The following is a 19,959-nucleotide window of genomic DNA, read 5'->3' as shown; positions in this document are numbered from 1 at the left end:
GCGTACATGAAAAAAATTCTGGGCAGATTTTTGCTGCTGTTTGTGGTGTTTGTATTTGGTGTGGCAGGAACTGCAATTTTACTGAATAGTGAGACCACAGATGACCGTTCTGATATGAATGATTCCTCTCTGCCGGAAGTCATGGTAGATTATAATGGAACACTCTGCAACCGGATGTACGGATATGTGCAGCAGATGCAGGCAGATTTTACCAGGGACAGTGTGACGCCTCTGGATACCACGAAACAGCTTACTTTTGCAGTGAATCCTTATTCTGCCAAGGTAACGAGTCTTTCTTATGAAATCCGGACCTCAGACGGAAGTAAGGTTCTGGAAAACAAAAAAGTGAAGAATCTTACTGCTTCTGACTCGGACAGTTATTTGAGAGCCAGTGTGGAAATCGGAAGCTCACTTCGGATGAATCAGGAATATTCTATGCAGATCACGCTGGATACCAGCCGCGGAGAAGTGTATTATTATACGAGAATCGTTTCCAGATCCAATCTCAATACAGAGAGTTACATAAAATTTGTGAAGAGTTTCTGTGAAAAATGCATGGACAAGGCTACAGCTGAAGATCTGGTGAGTTATCTGGAATCAGATAGTTCCTCATCGACCACGAATTTTAACAGTGTCTCTATTAAGTCCAAATTTACCCAGGTGAGCTGGGGATCGCTGAGCCCGAAGATTTACCGAAAGGGAATTCCTGTGATCAAAGATATCAATGAAACAACGGCAAGTGTTTCGATGGAATATCAAATCTCTGCGAAAGATGAGAATGGAAATACGGAAATTTACGACGTGACAGAGTTTTACCGGATGCGTTATGCAGAATCCCGGATCCTTCTCCTGAATTTTGAGCGGTCAGCTGCACAGGTGTTTGAACCGTCCCTTTCGGTAATTTCCTCAGATGGTCTTCTTTTGGGGGTGCGGGACAAAAACGTGTCTTATTTGGCAAATGAGGATAACAGTGTTGTTGCATTTGTTCAGCAGGGAGATCTTTGGTCCTATTCTCCGGACAATGGTAAATTTGTCAAAATATTCAGCTTTCGCAAGGAAGAAAATGGAGATTATCGGGATTCCCGTGTGAAACATGACATGAAGATTATTCGTGTGGATGATAATGGAGATGTGGATTTTGTACTGTACGGGTATATGAACCGGGGAAGCCGTGAAGGTTACAGCGGAATTTGTGTATATCATTACAACAATGACCAGAATGTGGTGGAAGAGAAAGTATTTATTCCAAGTACCGAGTCCTATGAATTCCTGAAAGAAGAACTGGGGACGCTTTCGTATGTAAATCAGGGAAATGATCTGTTTCTTCTTCTTGCGGGAAAGTTGTATCTGGTTGACATTGACGGCGGTACTTATAAGATTCTGGAAGAGGGAATTGACGGAGATCATTTTGTGGTGTCCGATACCAATGCGCACGCAGCCTGGATGGTACAGAGCGGAGATTATGCGGGTCAGATTAAAGAAATTGATTTTGAAACGCTGGATACGAGGATGCTGATGCCGTCAGAAGGGCAGTCACTGCGGGAACTGGGCTTTATGAATGAGGATCTGGTCTATGGCATCATTCTGGACGGAGATATCCTGACGGATTCCAATAACCGTGCGATAGAGGGAATCACTACTCTGAAGATTGAGGATTTTGAAGGCAATGTCAAAAAAGAATACCATGAGGACGGACTGTATATCACCAGTGTGAAGGTAGGAAGTACGATCATGGAATTTGAGCTTTCCGCCAAAAAGGACAATACTTACCAGGTGCAGAAAAAAGATAATATTATGAACAATAAAAAAGCTTCGGTAAATCGCATTTCTGTAGAACTGACTTCTTCAGACCGGACAGGTGTCAGAATCCGTCTGGCCTTTGAGGATTCGCCGGAAACAGACGAGCCTCTGATCATGTATGCTAAAATGCGCAGTGTGGAGGAAAGAACAGTTTCCCTGGATACGCAGGTGCCGAAAGATATTGTTTATTATGTGTACGCCAAAGGCGGACTGGACAGTATCTATTCAGAACCCGCAGAAGCAATCCAGAGAGCGGACGAGCAGACGGGTGTGGTTTTGAATCGCAGTCAGCAATATGTCTGGGAGCGAGGGAATAAAAAAACAAAGATACAGCTGAACGTGGAGGATATTCCGGAAATCATGAGAAGTGCAACGATGGATATTCAGAAACTGACGGAGGGAATCGGGGGATCCGGAACAGTTCTGGATCTGACCGGCTGCAGCCTGGACAGCGTGCTTTATGAAGTGAGCTGCCAGAGAGCTGTGATCGCCAAGACAGGAGCGAATACCAGTGTTCTGATTGTAGGATATGATGAATATAATACGTATCTTTATGATCCGGCAACCGGAGAGACGGCGCCGTATGGTATGAATGACAGTACCGACCTGTTTGAAAAAGCCGGAAATGTATTCTTTACCTATATAGAAAATATAGAATATTAAAATCATATGCTAAGGAGGAAAAGACTTATGCTGAGCAGCAGTATCCGAAAACTGGTGCAGTACGGAATCGAAACCGGACTGACACCAGCCTGCGAAAAGAATTATACGATCAATCTTCTTCTGGATGTATTTAAGGAAGAAGAATATGTGGAGCCAGAGGAAACTTTTGCAGATGTAGAGCTTGAAGAGACACTGAAAGAGCTTCTGGACGAGGCCGTTGCAAGAGGGCTGATCGAGGACAGCATTGTTTACCGTGATCTTTTTGATACCCGTCTGATGAATTGCCTGATGCCCCGTCCGGCCCAGGTTCAGAAAGAATTCTGGGACAGATATGAGGAAAATCCGGAAAAGGCAACAGATTATTTTTACAAATTAAGTCAGGACAGTGACTATATCCGTCGCTACCGTGTAAAAAAGGATCAGAAATGGACTGTAAAAAGCGAATATGGTGATATTGATATTACCATTAATCTTTCGAAACCGGAGAAAGACCCAAAAGCCATTGCTGCCGCAAAAAATGCCAAAGCAAGCAGTTATCCCAAATGCCTTCTCTGTCCGGAGAATGAAGGTTATGCAGGGCGAGTGAATCATCCGGCAAGAGAAAATCACCGGATTATCCCGATCACGATCAACGACTGTCCGTGGGGCTTCCAGTATTCTCCGTATGTATATTACAATGAGCACTGCATTGTTTTTAACAGCCAGCATACACCGATGAAGATCGAGCGGAATACATTTGTGAAACTGTTTGATTTTGTGAAACTTTTCCCGCATTATTTCCTGGGTTCCAATGCAGATCTTCCGATTGTTGGCGGTTCTATCCTGAGCCATGATCATTTCCAGGGCGGTCATTATACGTTCGCCATGGCAAAGGCTCCGATTGAGAAACCTGTGACTATTCCGGGATTTGAGGATGTAGAGGCTGGAATTGTGAAATGGCCGCTGTCTGTGCTTCGTATCCGTCACAGGGATGAGAAACGCCTGATTGATCTGGCATCTCATGTACTGGAAGTCTGGAGAGGATATACCGATGAAGACGCTTTTGTTTTCGCTGAGACAGACGGAGAACCGCATAATACCATTACCCCGATCGCACGCAAGGTGGGAGATACCTTTGAACTGGATCTGACTCTGAGGAATAATATTACCACAGATGAGCATCCTCTCGGTGTATATCATCCGCATGCGCAGTACCATCATATCAAGAAAGAAAATATCGGACTGATTGAGGTTATGGGACTTGCCGTGCTTCCGGCGCGTCTGAAAGAGGAGCTGGAGCTTCTTGAGGAATATATTCTGGAAGGCAGGGATATCGCTTCCAATGAGAAGATTGAGAAACATGCCGCATGGGTGGCAGAATTCCTGCCGAAATATGATTCTGTGACAAAAGAAAACATCCATGAGATTCTGCAGAAAGAAGTGGGCATTGTCTTTACTCACGTTCTGGAAGATGCCGGTGTTTATAAATGTACACCGGAGGGCAGAGAAGCATTTATGAGATTTATTGAAAAATTATGATTGTTTTCCGGCAGCAGGCGATGGTAAGAAAAGAAAGCATCCATGCAGTAAAATAGAAGAAAGGTTATTCCTGCGGAAGTGATTCCGATCAGGAATGACGGAATCCCTCCAGGCAGAGCAGGGTACGGTACGGACACATTGATTTTCCGGTGTACTATGTTTTATTTATGAAAATCTGCTCAGGAGGGATTTTTCTGTTTTAGAATATAGATGGTGTTGTTGAAAAATTCAGCATTGGAAAGTTATTTTTACAGAATCGGAAAGTTCATGGAATAAAATACTTTTGTGATAATTTCGTGATAAAATTGTAAAAAATTCTCAATCGGCTTGAAAGAAAAGGAAAAATCCATTATACTGAGTTTATATATTGGGGTTTTATGTATAGTTGATAAGGAGCGATGGAATGAATCAGAAAGAAAAAGGAAGAAGGAAAAAGTATCTGTTTGGCTGGATCCTGCTTACGGTGATGCTGCTGTTCGGGGTAAACGTGCAGGCTGCTGAATCGAATGATTCTTCGGCGGGAATCTGTACGGTGAAATTTTACAACAATTCCGGAACCGGAAGTCCTCTGAAAACGATAAAAACAGAAGTTGGAACAGTGATCAGGATTCCGGATATCCCCAGCAGCAGATATGTGAATTTCGGCTGGACGACAACAGCACGGAGTTCATCGGTGAAATATAAGATTGGCGCTTCCTTCACTGTGACGAAGAATACAAATTTTTACATCGTACGTTATGTTAAATCCAGAGTAAAAACAGTGACATTTCTGGAATCGACCGGTACTTCCAGCTCGGCTTTTCAGGCGCTGACCACCAGGGTGGCAGTGCTCAGTTCCAGCGGTACCAGGATTAAGCTTCCTTCGGTTCCATCGAAGAATGGATACAGCAGTCTTGGATGGAGTACAAAGAAAAATGCTTCAACAGCTGCTTATTCCGCCGGCAAGACTATCACAGTCAAAGGTAATCTTACTCTGTATGCGGTGCGCAAAAAACTGCCGTCATACACCGTGAAATTTAACAACAACAGCGGCACAAGCACCAGTAAGGCCTATACAGCTCTGGCGAAAAAAATCTACAGAGGTTCTTATGTGACTCTTCCTGAGGTTCCGAAAGCATCCGGCTATCAGAACCTGGGATGGACGACGGTGAAAAAAGGAAAGACTGCTCAGTACAAAGCCGGCGATAAGGTAAAAGTAACGGCAAATATGACCTTTTATGCCGTTCGTCAAAAAAATGTATATTATACGGTATCGTTTTATTCTGCGACAGGCACGGCAAGCAGTGCATTTAAGGCATTAAACAAAAAAGCAATTTCCGGAAACAGCATTACGCTGCCTTCCCTGCCATCCAAAAGCGGATATGTGGGAGTCGGCTGGAGTACCAAAAAGAATGCTTCTTCCGCTTCCTATAAAGTTGGTACGAAGCTGAAAGTCACCAAAAATGTAAATCTGTACGCAGTGTATACAAAAGCAGCGACCGTCATTCTTCATAAGAAGAGCGGAGCGGTTTATAAGACTTATACACTGGCAGAAGGGGCATCTTTTACCTTCCCGGGTGTGAAGAATGCCACAAATTATACGATGATGGGATGGTCGAAGTCTTCCGGACAGAGTGTCAATCCGGAATATGAAGTGGGAGAAACCATATCCAATGTCCGGGGTACGATGAAATTTTATGCAGTGGTTTTCGACCGCAGAACAGAACCGGATTATTCCTGTGCAGAACTTCCTCAGGCGAACCTGCAGGCATATGATCAGGTGATTTTTGTGGGTGATTCCAGAACGAACCGTATGAAAAATACGCTGGATAAACCGGGAAATAACAATCTGCTGAATGGTATCCGTTTCATTTGTAAAGAAGGCGAGGGTCTTACCTGGCTGCAGAATGAAGGATATGAAGAACTTCTCAGACAGGTGGGAAATGGCAGTGCCGATCTTCTTTCCCCAAAAACGCTTGTCATCTTTAATCTGGGAGTCAATGATCTCGGTAATGCGTACAGCTATGTGACTTATCTGCGGAGCATTGCACCGGAACTGAAGAACCGAGGATGTGTTCTGTATTATATGTCTGTAAATCCGATCAATAATGAGATGATCAAGGCTCTTGGGCAGAATAAAGCAAGACTGGAAGCCGATGTGCGGAATTTTAACAATATCATTCGGACAAATCTCTGCAGTGGTTCTTCAGCAGTATGCAGTTACATGGATACCTATCACTATTTGCTGCAGACCGGTTTTGGTACGGACAGAAACCGATATGGTGCGGACGAGGGTATTGATGATGGTCTGCATTATACCACGAAGACTTATAAGAGGATTTATAAATACTGCATGGATGTAATCAACGGCTGATAAATGGCGGAAACAGGGCTGCGGCTTCCTGAAAGTGAGATAAGCACAGTCACTGTAACCTGTAACAGAAGGGATTTTTTAACCAGAATATGGATTACGCCTTGCACTGAGGACGTGAATCGTCTATACTATAAGGCGAGACAGTTTTTTGCATATTGCGGACTGTTTCGCCTTATGTGATTATTAAGAGAAAGAGGAATAGATTATGAAACTTACTACAGTAAAAGAAATTTACAGAGAGCGGGAGAAATTCCTGGATAAAGAGGTTACCGTCGGTGGATGGGTGCGCAGCGTCAGAGATTCCAAGACATTCGGGTTTATCGTGCTTCATGACGGATCTTTTTTTGAAACACTGCAGATTGTATACCATGATACGATGGAGAATTTTGCAGAGATCTGCAAGCTGAATGTTGGCTCTGCCATTATCGTAAAGGGAACCCTGGTAGCAACCCCTCAGGCGAAACAGCCGTTTGAAATCCAGGCACAGGAGATTTCCGTAGAAGGTGCTTCCGCATCGGATTATCCGCTTCAGAAGAAACGCCACAGCATGGAATTTTTGAGAACAATGACGCATCTTCGTCCGAGAACCAATACATTCCAGGCTGTGTTCCGCGTACGTTCTCTCTGTGCGTATGCGATCCATCAGTTTTTCCAGGAGAGAGGCTTTGTATATGTGCACACTCCGCTGATCACCGGAAGTGACTGTGAAGGTGCAGGTGAGATGTTCCAGGTCACCACTTTGGATATGAAAAACCCGCCATTGGATGACCAGGGCAATGTAGATTACAGTAAGGATTTCTTTGGCAAAGAGACGAATCTTACAGTAAGCGGACAGCTGAATGCAGAAACTTTTGCGCAGGCATTCCGCAATGTTTATACCTTCGGACCGACGTTCCGTGCCGAGAATTCCAATACCACACGTCATGCGGCAGAATTCTGGATGATTGAGCCGGAATGTGCATTCGCAGATCTTCAGGACAATATGGATCTTGCAGAATCCATGCTGAAATATGTGATCCGCTATGTGCTGGAGAATGCTCCGGAAGAAATGAACTTCTTCAATTCTTTTGTGGACAAGGGACTTCTGGATCGTCTGAATCATGTGGTAAATTCTGAATTCGGACATGTTACCTATACAGAAGCGATTGAACTTCTTGAGAAGAATAATGATAAATTTGATTACAAAGTATTCTGGGGATGTGACCTGCAGACAGAGCATGAGCGCTATCTGACCGAGCAGATCTTCAAGAGACCGGTATTTGTTACAGATTATCCGAAGGAAATTAAAGCATTCTATATGAAGATGAACGATGACAATAAGACAGTTGCAGCAATGGACTGCCTTGTTCCGGGCATCGGTGAGATCATCGGCGGAAGCCAGAGAGAAGATGATTACACCAAGCTGAAAAACCGTATGGATGAGCTTGGACTGAAAGCAGAGGATTATGAATTCTACACAGATCTTCGCAAATATGGTTCTACCCGTCATTCCGGATTCGGTCTTGGTTTTGAACGCTGCGTAATGTATCTTACAGGAATGGGCAACATCCGTGACGTGGTTCCATTTCCGAGAACAGTGAAGAATTGTGATTTATAAGGAGTTATTTTGAATGATTAGATTTATTCATCTTGCAGATGTGCATTTGGGGGCGGTTCCGGACAGGGGCTGCCCGTGGAGCAGGGAGCGGGAGGAAGAGATCTGGGAAACGTTCCGCCGGGTGATTGCTTCGATCAGCAAGAATCCGGTGGATTTGTTATTTATAGCCGGAGATCTGTTCCACCGTCAGCCTCTTTTGCGGGAACTGAAGGAAGTCAATTATCTGTTTTCTACAATTCCGGACACACAGATTTTTATGATGGCGGGTAATCACGATTATCTGGCACAGGATTCTTTTTACCGCGGATTTCCGTGGGAACCAAACGTGGTATTTTTTGAACGGGAATCTCCGATGGTGGTAAAAGCCGGAGAACTGGATGTTTATGTGACCGGACTCAGCTATGAACATCGGGAAATCCGGGAACCCCTGTATGATTCGCTGAAACCGGAAATGCAGGATGGATTTCATGTACTTCTGGCCCACGGCGGAGATGAAACGCATATTCCGATGGATAGGACAGCTCTTGGCGCATCAGGATTTGATTATATTGCCATGGGACATATTCATAAGCCGCAGTCTCTGATCCGGGACAGAATGGCTTACAGCGGGGCGCTGGAGCCCATCGACAGAAATGATATGGGAGAGCACGGATATATAGAAGGACGGTTTGAAAACGGACAGGTGCGTACAAGATTTGTACCTTTTGCGTGCCGTTCTTATCAGAAACTGGTGCTTACCGTACGGGAGGATTCTACCCAGTACTCTCTGGAAGAGATGATGAAAATGGATATTATGAAGCGCGGAGGGAAGAACATTTACAAAGTAGTCCTGCAGGGCTGGCATGCTCCGGAAACGCTTCTTTTTCCGGAAAAATTAAGAGCTTTAGGGAATGTGGCGGAAATTCTGGATGAGACCCGTCCGGCCTATGATCTGGAAGCTCTTTCCAGGAGGTACAGCGGTACGCTGGTAGGCGATTACATCGCGTATTTTCTCAAAAAGGACATGACACTGGTGGAGGAGAAAGCGCTTTATTACGGACTTCAGGCATTATTGGAAACCGGTATGAATCTGAAATAAAAGGGCATCAGTGGTGCAGATCATTGATGTACCAGAGTATGTTTGAAAATTGTTTTTGACAGATTCTAAGAAGGAATTTTCACATACTCCGGCACTGATGAGATGATGCAATGAAACAAAAAGATGCTTGATGCAGATATTTATGTAAAAGATTGTTTTGTATGTAAAATATAGATTGTGGCAGAGATAATATGAAAAAAGATATGATCATTAAACGCTTTACAATAAAAAACTTTGGAAAAATCCATGACAGAACCATGGAACTTTCTCCTGGTATCAATGTGCTTTACGGTGAAAATGAGAGCGGAAAAACAACGGTGCATACGTTTCTGAAAAGCATGTTTTACGGTATTCAGAGACAGCGCGGAAAAGCCGCCAGAACAGATATTTACAGTATGTATGAGCCATGGGAAAATCCTGCTGTTTTTGGAGGAACTCTGTGGTTTGAAAATGGAGGAAAGAATTTCCGGCTCACCAGAAATTTTTATAAAACAGATCAATCATGGGAGTTTCTCTGTGAGGATGATGGAGAAGTTCTTGATCTGGAAAAGGGAGATCTGGATGCGGTTCTTGGAGGCGTCAGCGAGGTGGTATATGAGAATACCGTTTCCGTGGCGCAGCTGAAGAGCGTGACCGGCCAGGATCTTGTCCGGGAGCTGCAGAATTATATGGCCAGCTACCAGGGAACCGGAGACAGCGAACTGGATATTGGACGCGCCATGCAGATGCTGAAAATGAATCGAAAAGGCTTTCAGGTGCAGGCACAGAAGCGGCAGAAGGAAACAGAAAAAGAACAGGAAAAGCTTGTCGCAAAAATGGATTATATCCGCAGTGAGATGCAGAATCTGAATGATCAGAGGGAAGATCTTCGTGCCCGTGAAACTTCTCTGCATATGACAGAAGAGGAGAACGGCGAGGCGATTCTGGATGCCAGAATTGAGAAAATCCGGAAGAATCAGAAGTCATTTTATGCTACGCTGCTTGCGACCGTTATCGTGGCTCTGGCTGGAATTTTTGTACTTGGCCAGGTGCTCTCCGGGTCTGTTCTGCCGCGTATAGTTGTGGGGATTCTGGGAATTCTGGCGCTGGGATGGGAGGGTATCCATATCAGAAATCTGTCAGAGGAACTGGAGCGGAGGCAGAGGATGAAAGCCCGCTGGACACAGAAGCAGGAAAAAATGAGGTGGAACCGGGAAAACCTGGATGAGGCACTGAAGGAAAAAGAAAAAGCACTGGAAAATCTTCAGACAGATTATCAGGAGATGCAGGACAATGTGTATCTGCCTCTGGCTCAGGAGATGGAAATTGAAGCATTGAACCTGGCCATGGACACGATCACCAGACTTTCGTCAAATATCCACAAATATGTGGGAGAGGGACTGAGAAGGCGAACTTCCCAGATTTTAAGCGAGATTACAGGAGGCAGATATACAGAAGTCCTTATGGATGAAGGTCTGCATATGATGGTAAATACACAGGAGCGGACCGTTCCTCTGGCGAATCTCAGCAGAGGGACCATGGAGCAGATTTATTTTGCTCTTCGTATGGCTGCAGGAGAGGTTCTGTGTGGCCGTGAACGCTTTCCTGTGATACTGGACGATGTCTTTGGCATGTACGATGAAGAACGGCTTGCAGCTGTACTTGGATGGCTTCACAAAGAACAGCGTCAGGTGATCATCAGTACCTGCCACAAGCGGGAAATGGAAATCCTGGAAAAAGAGGGAATTCCGTATAATCGTCTGGTATTATGAAAAAGAGGGAATTCCGTATCGTCGATATTGTGTAAAACGAATAATGAAAAAAGATTCGGCAGGAAACATGGGATCTGACATGTATCAGGGAATTTAGTTTCGATAGAAAGGATAAGAAATATATGAAAGAAAAACTGAGAATTGCTCTGATGGTTCTGCTTGTTCTGGCTCTTCTGGCTATGGCCGGTGGATTCTGGACTTTTGTTGCCGCACAGGCAAAGAAAGAGCAGGCGCAGGAGGAACAGCAGAGAGCAGAGGAATTGGAGAGCGAAGCAGGCGGTCTGGAAGTGATGTATGTAGCTCTTGGAGCCAAGGGCGAGGATTATGTGTTTGTAGATGCCGGCGGCGGTCTTGTTACCATGGAACTTCCGGAAAATGCTCTTTATAATACCAGCGGAAAAGAAATCTCGCAAGATCAGTTATATACAGGGGATACGCTGAAGCTTTATGGAGATATTCTGGTGGCAGAAAGTTATCCTGCACAGTATCAGGGCGTTGAGAAGGCAGTTCTAGTCCGTAAAGGAAAAGTAGAAGATGCCAAATCCTATGCGTCTGAAATTCAGGAATACTGCGGACAGCCCATCAATGCACGGGAACGTACCAGTGAGAGCCTGATGGATGTTGCTGGGTGAATTTTCAAACACACTCTATCATGCGATAAAGAAACAGCATGAATGCGAGGAGAGTGTGACACTAATTGGATGACCCGTTTTGTGTGGGTTTAAATTCAAAAGACTATATTTTGCAATATCATAAAAAAATTTCCTGTAGAAAACCAGATGTTGAAAATGAAACATCGGATTCTGCAGGAAATTTTTATTTTATCATAGGAAAGTGCTTTGCATTTCCTATGATAAAATAAAGTCCTCCGGGCAGGATTCTTTCTTATGGGATAAAAAATTAAAAAACATCAGTTGTCAACCAAACGTGTTTTGACGGATTTTTATTTGTCGTATTGTGACATATATTCGCTGACACAGCGTTTGATTCTGTCGACCGGATTCAGCAGGTGGCTGACAGAAAGGTCATGGTTCAGTGTATCGATGATCAGGGCGATATATTTGCTCATATCACAGGAAATATAGTAATCCTTCTGCAGCAATTCCGGAGTCTGGTAAACCAGATTAGTCGTAAGAAGTTTGTCAAAAACACCATTCTTATGAGCTTCATCAAACTTCTCCAGTCCGTCGGTGAAAAGTCCGAATGTGGAGCAGATATAAATCCTGCCGGCACCGCGTTCTTTCAGAAGAGAAGAAATCTTCAGAATGGTATCACCGGAAGAAATCATATCATCAATCAGGATCATATCCTTGCCCTGAAGCTTCGGACCGAGGAATTCATAGGCAGCAATCGGGTGACGGCCGTTCACGCGGCGGGAATAATCCAGACGTTTGTAATACATACCCATATCCACACCAAGAATGTTGGCGAGATAGATCGCACGGCTCATACTTCCTTCATCCGGGCTGATGATCATGAAGTGGTCATTATCGATGTGAAGTCCTTCCTCATGGTGAAGGAGCGCCTTGATAAACTGGTAGGAAGGCTGAACAGTCTCAAATCCATGGAGAGGAGTTGCATTCTGTACACGGGCATCATGCGCGTCAAAAGTAATGATGTTTTCCACGCCCATACCAGTCAGTTCCTGAAGTGCGGTGGCGCAGTCCAGGGACTCTCTGCCCACACGTTTGCTCTGTCGGCTTTCGTAGAGATATGGCATGATCACATTGACTCTGCGGGCTTTGCCTCCAATAGCTCCGATCACACGTTTCAGATCCTGGAAATGGTCATCCGGGGACATCAGATTGGTATATGGACCCATGCGGTAGGTCATGCTGTAATTGCAGACATCTACCATAATATAAATATCATCGCCGCGGACAGATTCTGATACGACGCATTTGCCCTCTCCTGAACCAAAACGGGGAGTCTGTACGGAAATCATATAATTGTCTCTCTGATATCCATCAAAAGCAAAAGGATCGGTATGCTGCTGTGTTCTTTCCTTTCTCCACTGAACCAGCCAGTCGTTTACCTTCTCTCCTAATTGGCTGCAGCTTTTCAGCGGAATCAGTCCGAGTCTTCCTACAGGAAGGGTAGTCAAATCTTTTGTGCTTAACTGTGCCATTTGCTATTTTCCTCCTAAAAATATTTTCTCAATGCGGATGTCTTTCCCGATTAGTTTCACCATCTGGTAATTGCTGGCAATACGGGAAAATGTTCTTTCGGAATAGGTGTCGGAAAAATCCTCCAGTTTCAGGTTTGTGGAAATAATGGTAGATTTCCTGCGCATAATCCGTTCGTTGATACACAAAAACAACTGGGATGACACAAAACTATTGGTAAGTTCCGTTCCCAGATCGTCAATAATCAGCAGATCGCAGTCAAAAATAAAGTGTTCCTCATCGGTATGTTCCGCTTTTCGTGAAAATGTGGACTGTGCGAGCAGATCGAACAGATCAAAAGCGGAAAAATACAAAACGCAGTGTGCGCTCTTAAGAAGCTCGGCGGCAATGCAATGGGAGAGAAACGTCTTCCCGACACCGGTATTTCCATAAAAAAACAGATTCTGGAACCGGTCGTCAAAGTCCCGTACAAAGCTTCTTGCAGTATTATATGCGCGGAGAGCAGTTTCCCTTGCGGAAAGTCCCGTCGCATCATTTGTTATTGTATCAGAATAATAGTCAAATGAAAAGTGGTCAAAATTTTCTTTTTCAAGAATTTCTCTGAGATTGGACTGTGCATAGAGCAGTTCAATCTCGGCTTTTTTGAAACAGGTACATTTCTGGCTGCCGATGTAGCCGGTGTCCTGACAGAGCGGACAGACATAGTGAGGCTCCAGATAATCCTCCGGATAGCCATTGGCATCCAGAAGATCCATCCGTTCTCTGGAAAGCAGTGTAATAGAAGCCTTCAGGTCGTCCAGCCCGCAGTCCTGACCGCCGAGGAGAGCACGGGCTTTGTCTGCACTCAGGGAAGCAACTTCCCGGTCAATCTCTTTGAGCCGCGGAATTTCTTCATAAACAGCAGTACGCCGCTGTTCCAGATCGTACCGGCTCTGAGCCTGTCTGCGGCTGTATTCCCTCATAATCGTGTCATATTGATAATTCTGTAACGGCACGGCATTCTCCTTCTTCTATAATCATCATGATTGATTCAGCAGTCTTTTTTCGTATTCATCGAAATTATATTCTCTTTGCTGGAAATTGTTGAAACGGTTGGGCGTGGATGACTGGGCCGGTTTGGCGGCAGTTTCACGGCTGAGTTTGCGCTTCTTGTGTTCCGCATCCAGAACTTTGATGTCATCCTCTGTACGGACATTTTTTTTCTTCCAGCCGGAGAGGATCTTATCGGCATACTGAAAGCTTGGCTGGCCGGTCTGCATGATCGTACGGCTGCATGCTTCCTGAATGATATCCATGCTGAAATCGTAATCTTTCAGCCATTTATCCATCAGTGCCACTTCACTGTCCACCGGATTCCGGTTATTGATACCGAGCGCCTTCAAAATAGTAAAATAATCTTTGCCAAAACGGGAACCGGCATCTTTGGCCATCTGCACGGTGGTGATGCCTGCTTCTGCCCATGCGAGGGCTACCGTTTCGATATAGCGGATACTCTTATGGTTGCGGCTGACACAGTATTCGATCAGATATTCGATCAGGTCTGCAGACAGCTTCAGTCCGTCGTAGAAAAAGAGAATCTTCTGCATTTCTGTCGCTGTCAGTGTTTTGCCGAGATACTGTTCTGCAATATACAGAAGCTGGATAATATCCTCGCTCTGCTTGAGTTCTTTGATGCGGTCCGGAGTAAGTGCTGCTGTATCCGGAACATGGACGGAATTCCCGGATTCTGACGGCATATTTCCGTATTGAGGAGTGTTTTCTCTTAATATACCGGCGGAAGCGGAATTGTCATGGGAAGTTCTGTAAAAATTGTCCTGAGAACCTTCGGGTGTTTCGGAGATGGAAACAGATTCTGTTTCGGTTTTTGGCATTTTTTTGGCTGAAACAGAATGGCCGGAAAGGTTTTCAGAATTTGTCTTTACAGGAAGAATACTGATTCCGCAGAGAGTTCTGCTGTTATCATAATCCAGGAAAATGAGTTCCTGTTTGGACCAGTATTTCAGCGCGCGGATAATATCCCGCTCTGTACAGAGCAGGCGGTCTGCCATTTCTTCCAGGCTGAAAGAAACCGGGGCATTGGAAAGCATTCTTACCAGATAGATATATACTTTGACAAATTCCCCGTTGGCTTCCGGCATGTATTGATCGATGAAATAATTGGATATAACAGTAACCTCCGTGCGGGAGGGGCTGTTCAGTGTGATCATACCCATGAATGTCACTCACTTTCTTGGATGGAAAAACGTTGTTTATGAATCTGTGATACCTGTTTCGGCAGTTCTGCCGGCACGGTATCTTTTTGGTACTTCTGGATTATAGCACAACCATTTTCAAAAGAGAACCTCTTTTTTTCAGGGGCAATTCATCCACATTTCGGATGTGGATAATGTGGATAATGTGGATAGTGTAAAGATGCGTTTTATTATTGCAAACCGCCAGAAAGTGCGGAAATACAAGGGATTTGTAAAGTTTTAGGGTATTTTGTAAGCGAAAAATGTCGAATTATGTCAATCAATTAATACACATAAAAATCCACATTCTAAGGTGGGAGAAAATGTGTATAAATATGTGGATAATGTGGATAACTTGCATCAAGCCTTATAAATCAAGGGTTTTCAGATGTGTATAAAATTTATGAAAAAATATTTCTGATTTGCCGCAGTACGGTCCTGCCCGGAGAGGAATTATATTGCGAAAGCAATCCGCCGCAGGCGGAGAATCCTGCAGAGCAGGGTGCTTTCTCCTATCATAGAAAAATACAAAGCATTTTCTTATGATTAATATAAGAAAATGCCATTACCGGCTGAAACCGGTAATGGCTGGTGAAGTTTATGCGGACAACCTGTGTGAAGGCGGAAAGTCTGTATACAGGGATTGCGCTTATTGCCCGAGCAGATGTTCTCCGATATTGACAACATCTCCGGCTCCCATAGTGATCAGAAGATCGCCTTCTGTACAGTTCTCGAGAAGATAAGTCTCGATTTCATCAAAGGTAGGGAAGTATTCACAGGGAGTCCCCAGCTCCTGAATCTGCTTCTGAATATCTTCTGAAGAAATGCCGAGGTTATCGGTTTCTCTGGCTGCATAGATATCTGCAAGCACCACATGGTCTGCAAGTGTGAGTGCCCGGGCAAATTCCGGCAGGAGAGCTTTGGTGCGGGAATATGTATGAGGCTGGAATACACACCAGATGGTTTTGTGCGGATAATTCCCTGCAGCATGGAGTGTGGCTTCGATTTCGGTAGGATGATGGGCATAGTCATCAATAATGGTGACTCCGCCTACTTTGCCTTTCAGCTGGAAACGGCGGTCTGTTCCGGTAAAACCATTCAGTCCTTCTGTGATGGCAATGTCCGCAAGACCGAGCAGATGTCCGACGGCAACGGAAGCCAGTGCATTGGATACGTTGTGAATACCCGGAACCTTCAGACTGTAGGTGCCTGCATTCTGTCCGTCCTTCAGAACGGTGAAGGTGGCATGTCCGAATTCGTCATAGGTAATATCCTGTGCAGTGTACTGCGCGTCATGCTCAAGACCGTAAGTGATCACATGACAGGGAAGATCGCGGATGATTTCCTCGTAAGCAGGAGTATCGGCATTGATGATCAGTGTGCCGTCTGCCGGAAGAAGTTCTGCAAATCTGCGGAAAGAATGACGGATATCCTGGATGTCTTTGAAAAAATCCAGATGGTCTGCATCCATATTCAGGATAATGCTGATTTTCGGGAAAAAGCTCAAAAAACTGTTGGTGTATTCACATGCTTCGGTCAGGAACATTTCAGACTGTCCCACACGGATGTTGCCGCCGATAGCAGGAAGAATGCCTCCTACACTGATGGTGGGGTCGCAGTTTCCCGCAAGAAGCATGTGGGAAATCATAGAAGTAGTGGTTGTTTTGCCGTGTGTACCGGAAACAGCAATCGGTGTGTCATAATTACGCATGATCTGTCCGAGAAGCTGGGCCCGGGTAAGCATGGGAATGCCTTTCGATGCTGCGCAGGCAAATTCCGGATTATCCGGATGAATGGCTGCGGTATATACGACAACCTGGACGGAATCTTCGATGTTGGAAGCGCGCTGTCCGTAAAAAATCTTTGCTCCTCGTTCTTCCAGCGTTCTGGTGAGCGGGCTTTCTTTGGCATCAGAGCCGGAAACTGTGAAATTCTCTTCCAGCAGAATCTCTGCAAGGCCGCTCATACTGATACCGCCGATACCGATGAAATGAATATGCAGCGGTTTGTGAAAGTCTATCTGATACATAATATAATCTCCTAATATCATATTCTCTTATTTTTAATTATTTCATTATACTCCCAATGAGGAAAAATGAAAAGCTTTATTTCGGGACAGAAAATGCGGACAGCTTTATTTTTGGATAGAAAATATGGACTGTTCGGGATAAAAAATAGGAGCGTGTTCCGATGACTTTTATGTAAAAAACAGACAAAAAGATGAATGAAAAAATTTCGCCTGCTCATGATTTCTATACAATAATCATAAAAAATACAAAAAATGAACAAAATAATTGTAAAAAATGTTCACTAATTCCGGGAAGTATGGTATAATGTTACAACCATAACAGAATATGCGGACTCGGGAAGAAACAGGAGTCCGCATAATTTCTGAGGCATTTTTGGCCTAATATTACATCATAAGAGGTGATTGCATGATCAAGAAAGAAATGATTGCCATGCTTCTTGCCGGCGGACAGGGCAGCCGGCTGGGGGTTCTGACAGAAAAAGTTGCAAAACCGGCAGTCGCTTTCGGCGGAAAATATCGTATTATTGACTTCCCCTTAAGTAATTGCATCAATTCAGGTATTGATACGGTAGGTGTTTTAACGCAGTATCAGCCATTGCGCCTCAACACACATATTGGAATAGGCATTCCGTGGGATCTGGACAGGAACGAAGGCGGTGTGACTGTGCTTCCTCCTTATGAGAAGAGTTCCAGCAGTGAGTGGTATACCGGAACTGCCAATGCTATTTTCCAGAACCTGGATTATATGGAGCAGTATAATCCGGATTATGTTCTGATTCTTTCCGGCGACCACATATATAAGATGGATTACGAAGTGATGCTGGATTTCCACAAGGCGAATAAGGCGGATATCACCATTGCGTGCATGCCGGTGCCGATGGAAGAAGCCAGCCGTTTCGGTATTATGGTAACAGATGAGGTCAGCCGTATCCTGGAGTTTGAGGAGAAGCCGGAGAAGCCAAGCAGCAATCTGGCATCCATGGGGATTTATATATTCAGCTGGCCGGTGCTCAAGGAAGCACTGATCGCTCTGAAAGACCAGAGCAACTGCGATTTTGGAAAGCATATCCTTCCATACTGCAAAGATAAAGGACAGCGTCTGTTTGCCTACGAGTATAACGGATACTGGAAAGACGTAGGAACACTGGGCTCTTACTGGGAAGCCAATATGGAGCTGATCGATATTATTCCGGAATTTAATTTATACGAAGAGTTCTGGAAAATCTATACAAAAGGCGATATCATTCCTCCTCAGTACATTTCTTCCGATGCGGTGGTTGACCGGTGTCTGATCGGAGAGGGTTCTGAGATTTACGGGGAAGTACATAATTCTGTGATCGGACCGAATGTTATGATCGGTAAAGGCAGTGTGATCCGGGATTCGATCATTATGAGAAATTCCACGATCGGGGAGAATGTTGTCATGGACAAATCCATCGTGGCTGAAGATGTTGTCATTGGCAGCAGAGTGGTGCTTGGATGCGGCGAGGAGGTGCCGAACGTACTGAAACCGGCGGTTTATGCATTCGGAATTGCCACGATCGGAGAGAAGAGTGTCATTCCGGATAATGTAAGAATCGGCAAGAATACAGCTGTTTCCGGAATAACCACACCGGCAGATTATCCGGATGGACTGCTGGCAAGCGGACAGGTAATTGCAGCAAAGGATGGTGACAGGGCATGAGAGCAATCGGTATTATTTTGGCGGGCGGCAATAACAACCGCATGAGAGAATTATCCAACAAAAGAGCAATCGCAGCAATGCCTATTGCCGGAAGCTACAGAAGTATCGACTTTGCGCTGAGCAATATGGCCAATTCACATATTCAGAAAGTTGCAGTGCTGACACAGTACAATGCACGTTCTCTGAATGAGCATCTGAGTTCTTCTAAGTGGTGGGATTTCGGCAGAAAGCAGGGAGGACTTTTTGTATTTACTCCTACGATCACCAAGGAAAACAGTCTCTGGTATCAGGGAACTGCAGATGCAATCTATCAGAATCTGTCATTTTTGAAAAACAGTCACGAGCCTTATGTAGTGATTGCGTCCGGTGACTGTATTTACAAACTGGATTATAATAAAGTGCTGGAATATCACATTGCGAAACGTGCAGATATCACAGTGGTATGCACTACCTGCAAGGATCCGAATGAGGTGGAGCGATTTGGCGTGCTCCGTATGAATGAGGACTGCAGGATTGAAGAATTTGAGGAAAAACCGATGGTTTCTTCCTATAATACGATTTCTACAGGGATTTATGTCATCCGCAGAAGACAGCTGATCGAACTGATTGAGAAAGCTGCCCAGGAAGGACGAAATGATTTTGTAAGAGATATTCTGATCCGTTATAAAAATCTGAAACGGATCTACGGTTATAAAATTGACAGCTACTGGAGCAATATTTCCACGGCAGAATCCTACTACAAAACCAATATGGAATTTCTGCAGCCGGAGATCCGAAATTATTTCTTTAAACAGGATCCGCCGGTCAAAACAAAAATCGACGATCTTCCGCCTGCGAAATACAATCCGGGCGCTGTCGTGAAGAACAGCCTTGTTGCAAGCGGCTGTATCATTAACGGAACCGTGGAGGATTCCGTGCTGTTTAAAGATGTATTTGTGGGTAATAATTGCGTGATCAAAAATTCTGTGATTCTCAGTAATGTATATCTGGGGGATAATACACATATTGAAAACTGTATTGTGGAGAGCAGAGATACGATCAGGGCTAATTCGTATTACTGCGGCGAGGGAGAAGTGAAGATTGTCGTAGAGAAAAATGAACGCTATGTGCTGTGATTCTATGGGAGAAG

At 44.6% G+C, this 19,959-nt stretch carries 13 protein-coding genes; 9 read left to right on the top strand and 4 right to left on the bottom strand.

All coding sequences use genetic code 11. The annotated features are described in order from the left end of the window. Positions 1 to 6: 6 nt before the first annotated feature. The 7 genes from ACTNEW_RS08540 (at position 7) to ACTNEW_RS08510 (ending at position 11,392) form a co-directional block, all read left to right on the top strand. Entirely contained in the window at positions 7 to 2,463 is a 2,457-nt protein-coding gene (locus tag ACTNEW_RS08540) for a hypothetical protein (RefSeq protein ID WP_441059955.1), read from the top strand. A 27-nt stretch (positions 2,464 to 2,490) separates the two neighbouring features. Next, entirely contained in the window at positions 2,491 to 3,981 is a 1,491-nt protein-coding gene (gene galT, locus ACTNEW_RS08535) for a UDP-glucose--hexose-1-phosphate uridylyltransferase (protein ID WP_441059953.1), read from the top strand. Positions 3,982 to 4,384: 403 nt separating this feature from the next. Next, positions 4,385 to 6,334, top strand: a complete 1,950-nt coding sequence (locus tag ACTNEW_RS08530; protein WP_441059951.1) for an InlB B-repeat-containing protein — start codon at positions 4,385 to 4,387, stop codon at positions 6,332 to 6,334. A 205-nt stretch (positions 6,335 to 6,539) separates the two neighbouring features. After that, positions 6,540 to 7,931: an asparagine--tRNA ligase gene (asnS, locus tag ACTNEW_RS08525; RefSeq protein WP_441059949.1), complete on the top strand. Its 1,392-nt coding sequence runs from the start codon at positions 6,540 to 6,542 to the stop codon at positions 7,929 to 7,931. Positions 7,932 to 7,944: 13 nt separating this feature from the next. Further along, positions 7,945 to 9,009, top strand: coding sequence for a metallophosphoesterase family protein (locus tag ACTNEW_RS08520; protein WP_441059947.1), 1,065 nt, complete (start codon positions 7,945 to 7,947; stop codon positions 9,007 to 9,009). A gap of 191 nt (positions 9,010 to 9,200) precedes the next feature. Continuing rightward, positions 9,201 to 10,760, top strand: a complete 1,560-nt coding sequence (locus tag ACTNEW_RS08515; protein ID WP_441059945.1) for an ATP-binding protein — start codon at positions 9,201 to 9,203, stop codon at positions 10,758 to 10,760. Between the two features lie 122 nt (positions 10,761 to 10,882). Then, on the top strand, positions 10,883 to 11,392 hold the full coding sequence (locus tag ACTNEW_RS08510) for a hypothetical protein (protein ID WP_441059943.1): 510 nt from the start codon (positions 10,883 to 10,885) through the stop codon (positions 11,390 to 11,392). A gap of 311 nt (positions 11,393 to 11,703) precedes the next feature. Here ACTNEW_RS08510 and ACTNEW_RS08505 read toward each other — a convergent pair whose 3' ends face one another. The 4 genes from ACTNEW_RS08505 to murC all read right to left on the bottom strand — a co-directional run bounded on the left by ACTNEW_RS08505 (position 11,704) and on the right by murC (position 17,146). Beyond that, entirely contained in the window at positions 11,704 to 12,888 is a 1,185-nt protein-coding gene (locus ACTNEW_RS08505; protein WP_441059941.1) for a ribose-phosphate pyrophosphokinase, read from the bottom strand. A gap of 3 nt (positions 12,889 to 12,891) precedes the next feature. Further along, positions 12,892 to 13,881, bottom strand: a complete 990-nt coding sequence (locus tag ACTNEW_RS08500) for an ATP-binding protein (protein WP_441059939.1) — start codon at positions 13,879 to 13,881, stop codon at positions 12,892 to 12,894. A 24-nt stretch (positions 13,882 to 13,905) separates the two neighbouring features. Beyond that, entirely contained in the window at positions 13,906 to 15,099 is a 1,194-nt protein-coding gene (locus ACTNEW_RS08495; RefSeq protein ID WP_441059937.1) for a DnaD domain protein, read from the bottom strand. A 667-nt stretch (positions 15,100 to 15,766) separates the two neighbouring features. Continuing rightward, positions 15,767 to 17,146 (bottom strand): UDP-N-acetylmuramate--L-alanine ligase, encoded by a 1,380-nt coding sequence (murC, locus tag ACTNEW_RS08490; RefSeq protein WP_441059935.1) that lies wholly within the window; start codon positions 17,144 to 17,146, stop codon positions 15,767 to 15,769. A gap of 406 nt (positions 17,147 to 17,552) precedes the next feature. On the opposite strand from murC, the gene ACTNEW_RS08485 reads away from it, so the two are divergent. After that, on the top strand, positions 17,553 to 18,830 hold the full coding sequence (locus tag ACTNEW_RS08485) for a glucose-1-phosphate adenylyltransferase (protein ID WP_441059933.1): 1,278 nt from the start codon (positions 17,553 to 17,555) through the stop codon (positions 18,828 to 18,830). Next, complete coding sequence (gene glgD / locus ACTNEW_RS08480; protein WP_441059931.1) at positions 18,827 to 19,945, top strand: glucose-1-phosphate adenylyltransferase subunit GlgD; 1,119 nt, start codon at positions 18,827 to 18,829, stop codon at positions 19,943 to 19,945. The genes ACTNEW_RS08485 and glgD overlap by 4 nt, the downstream gene beginning before the upstream one ends. The last annotated feature ends 14 nt before the right edge of the window (positions 19,946 to 19,959 follow it).

The sequence above is a fragment of the Blautia sp. HCP3S3_G3 genome (assembly GCF_052063365.1).
Classification (GTDB): Bacteria; Bacillota; Clostridia; order Lachnospirales; family Lachnospiraceae; genus Blautia_A.
The sequence above is the reverse complement of the archived record's forward strand: the minus strand, read 5'-3'. Positions and strand labels throughout refer to the sequence as shown.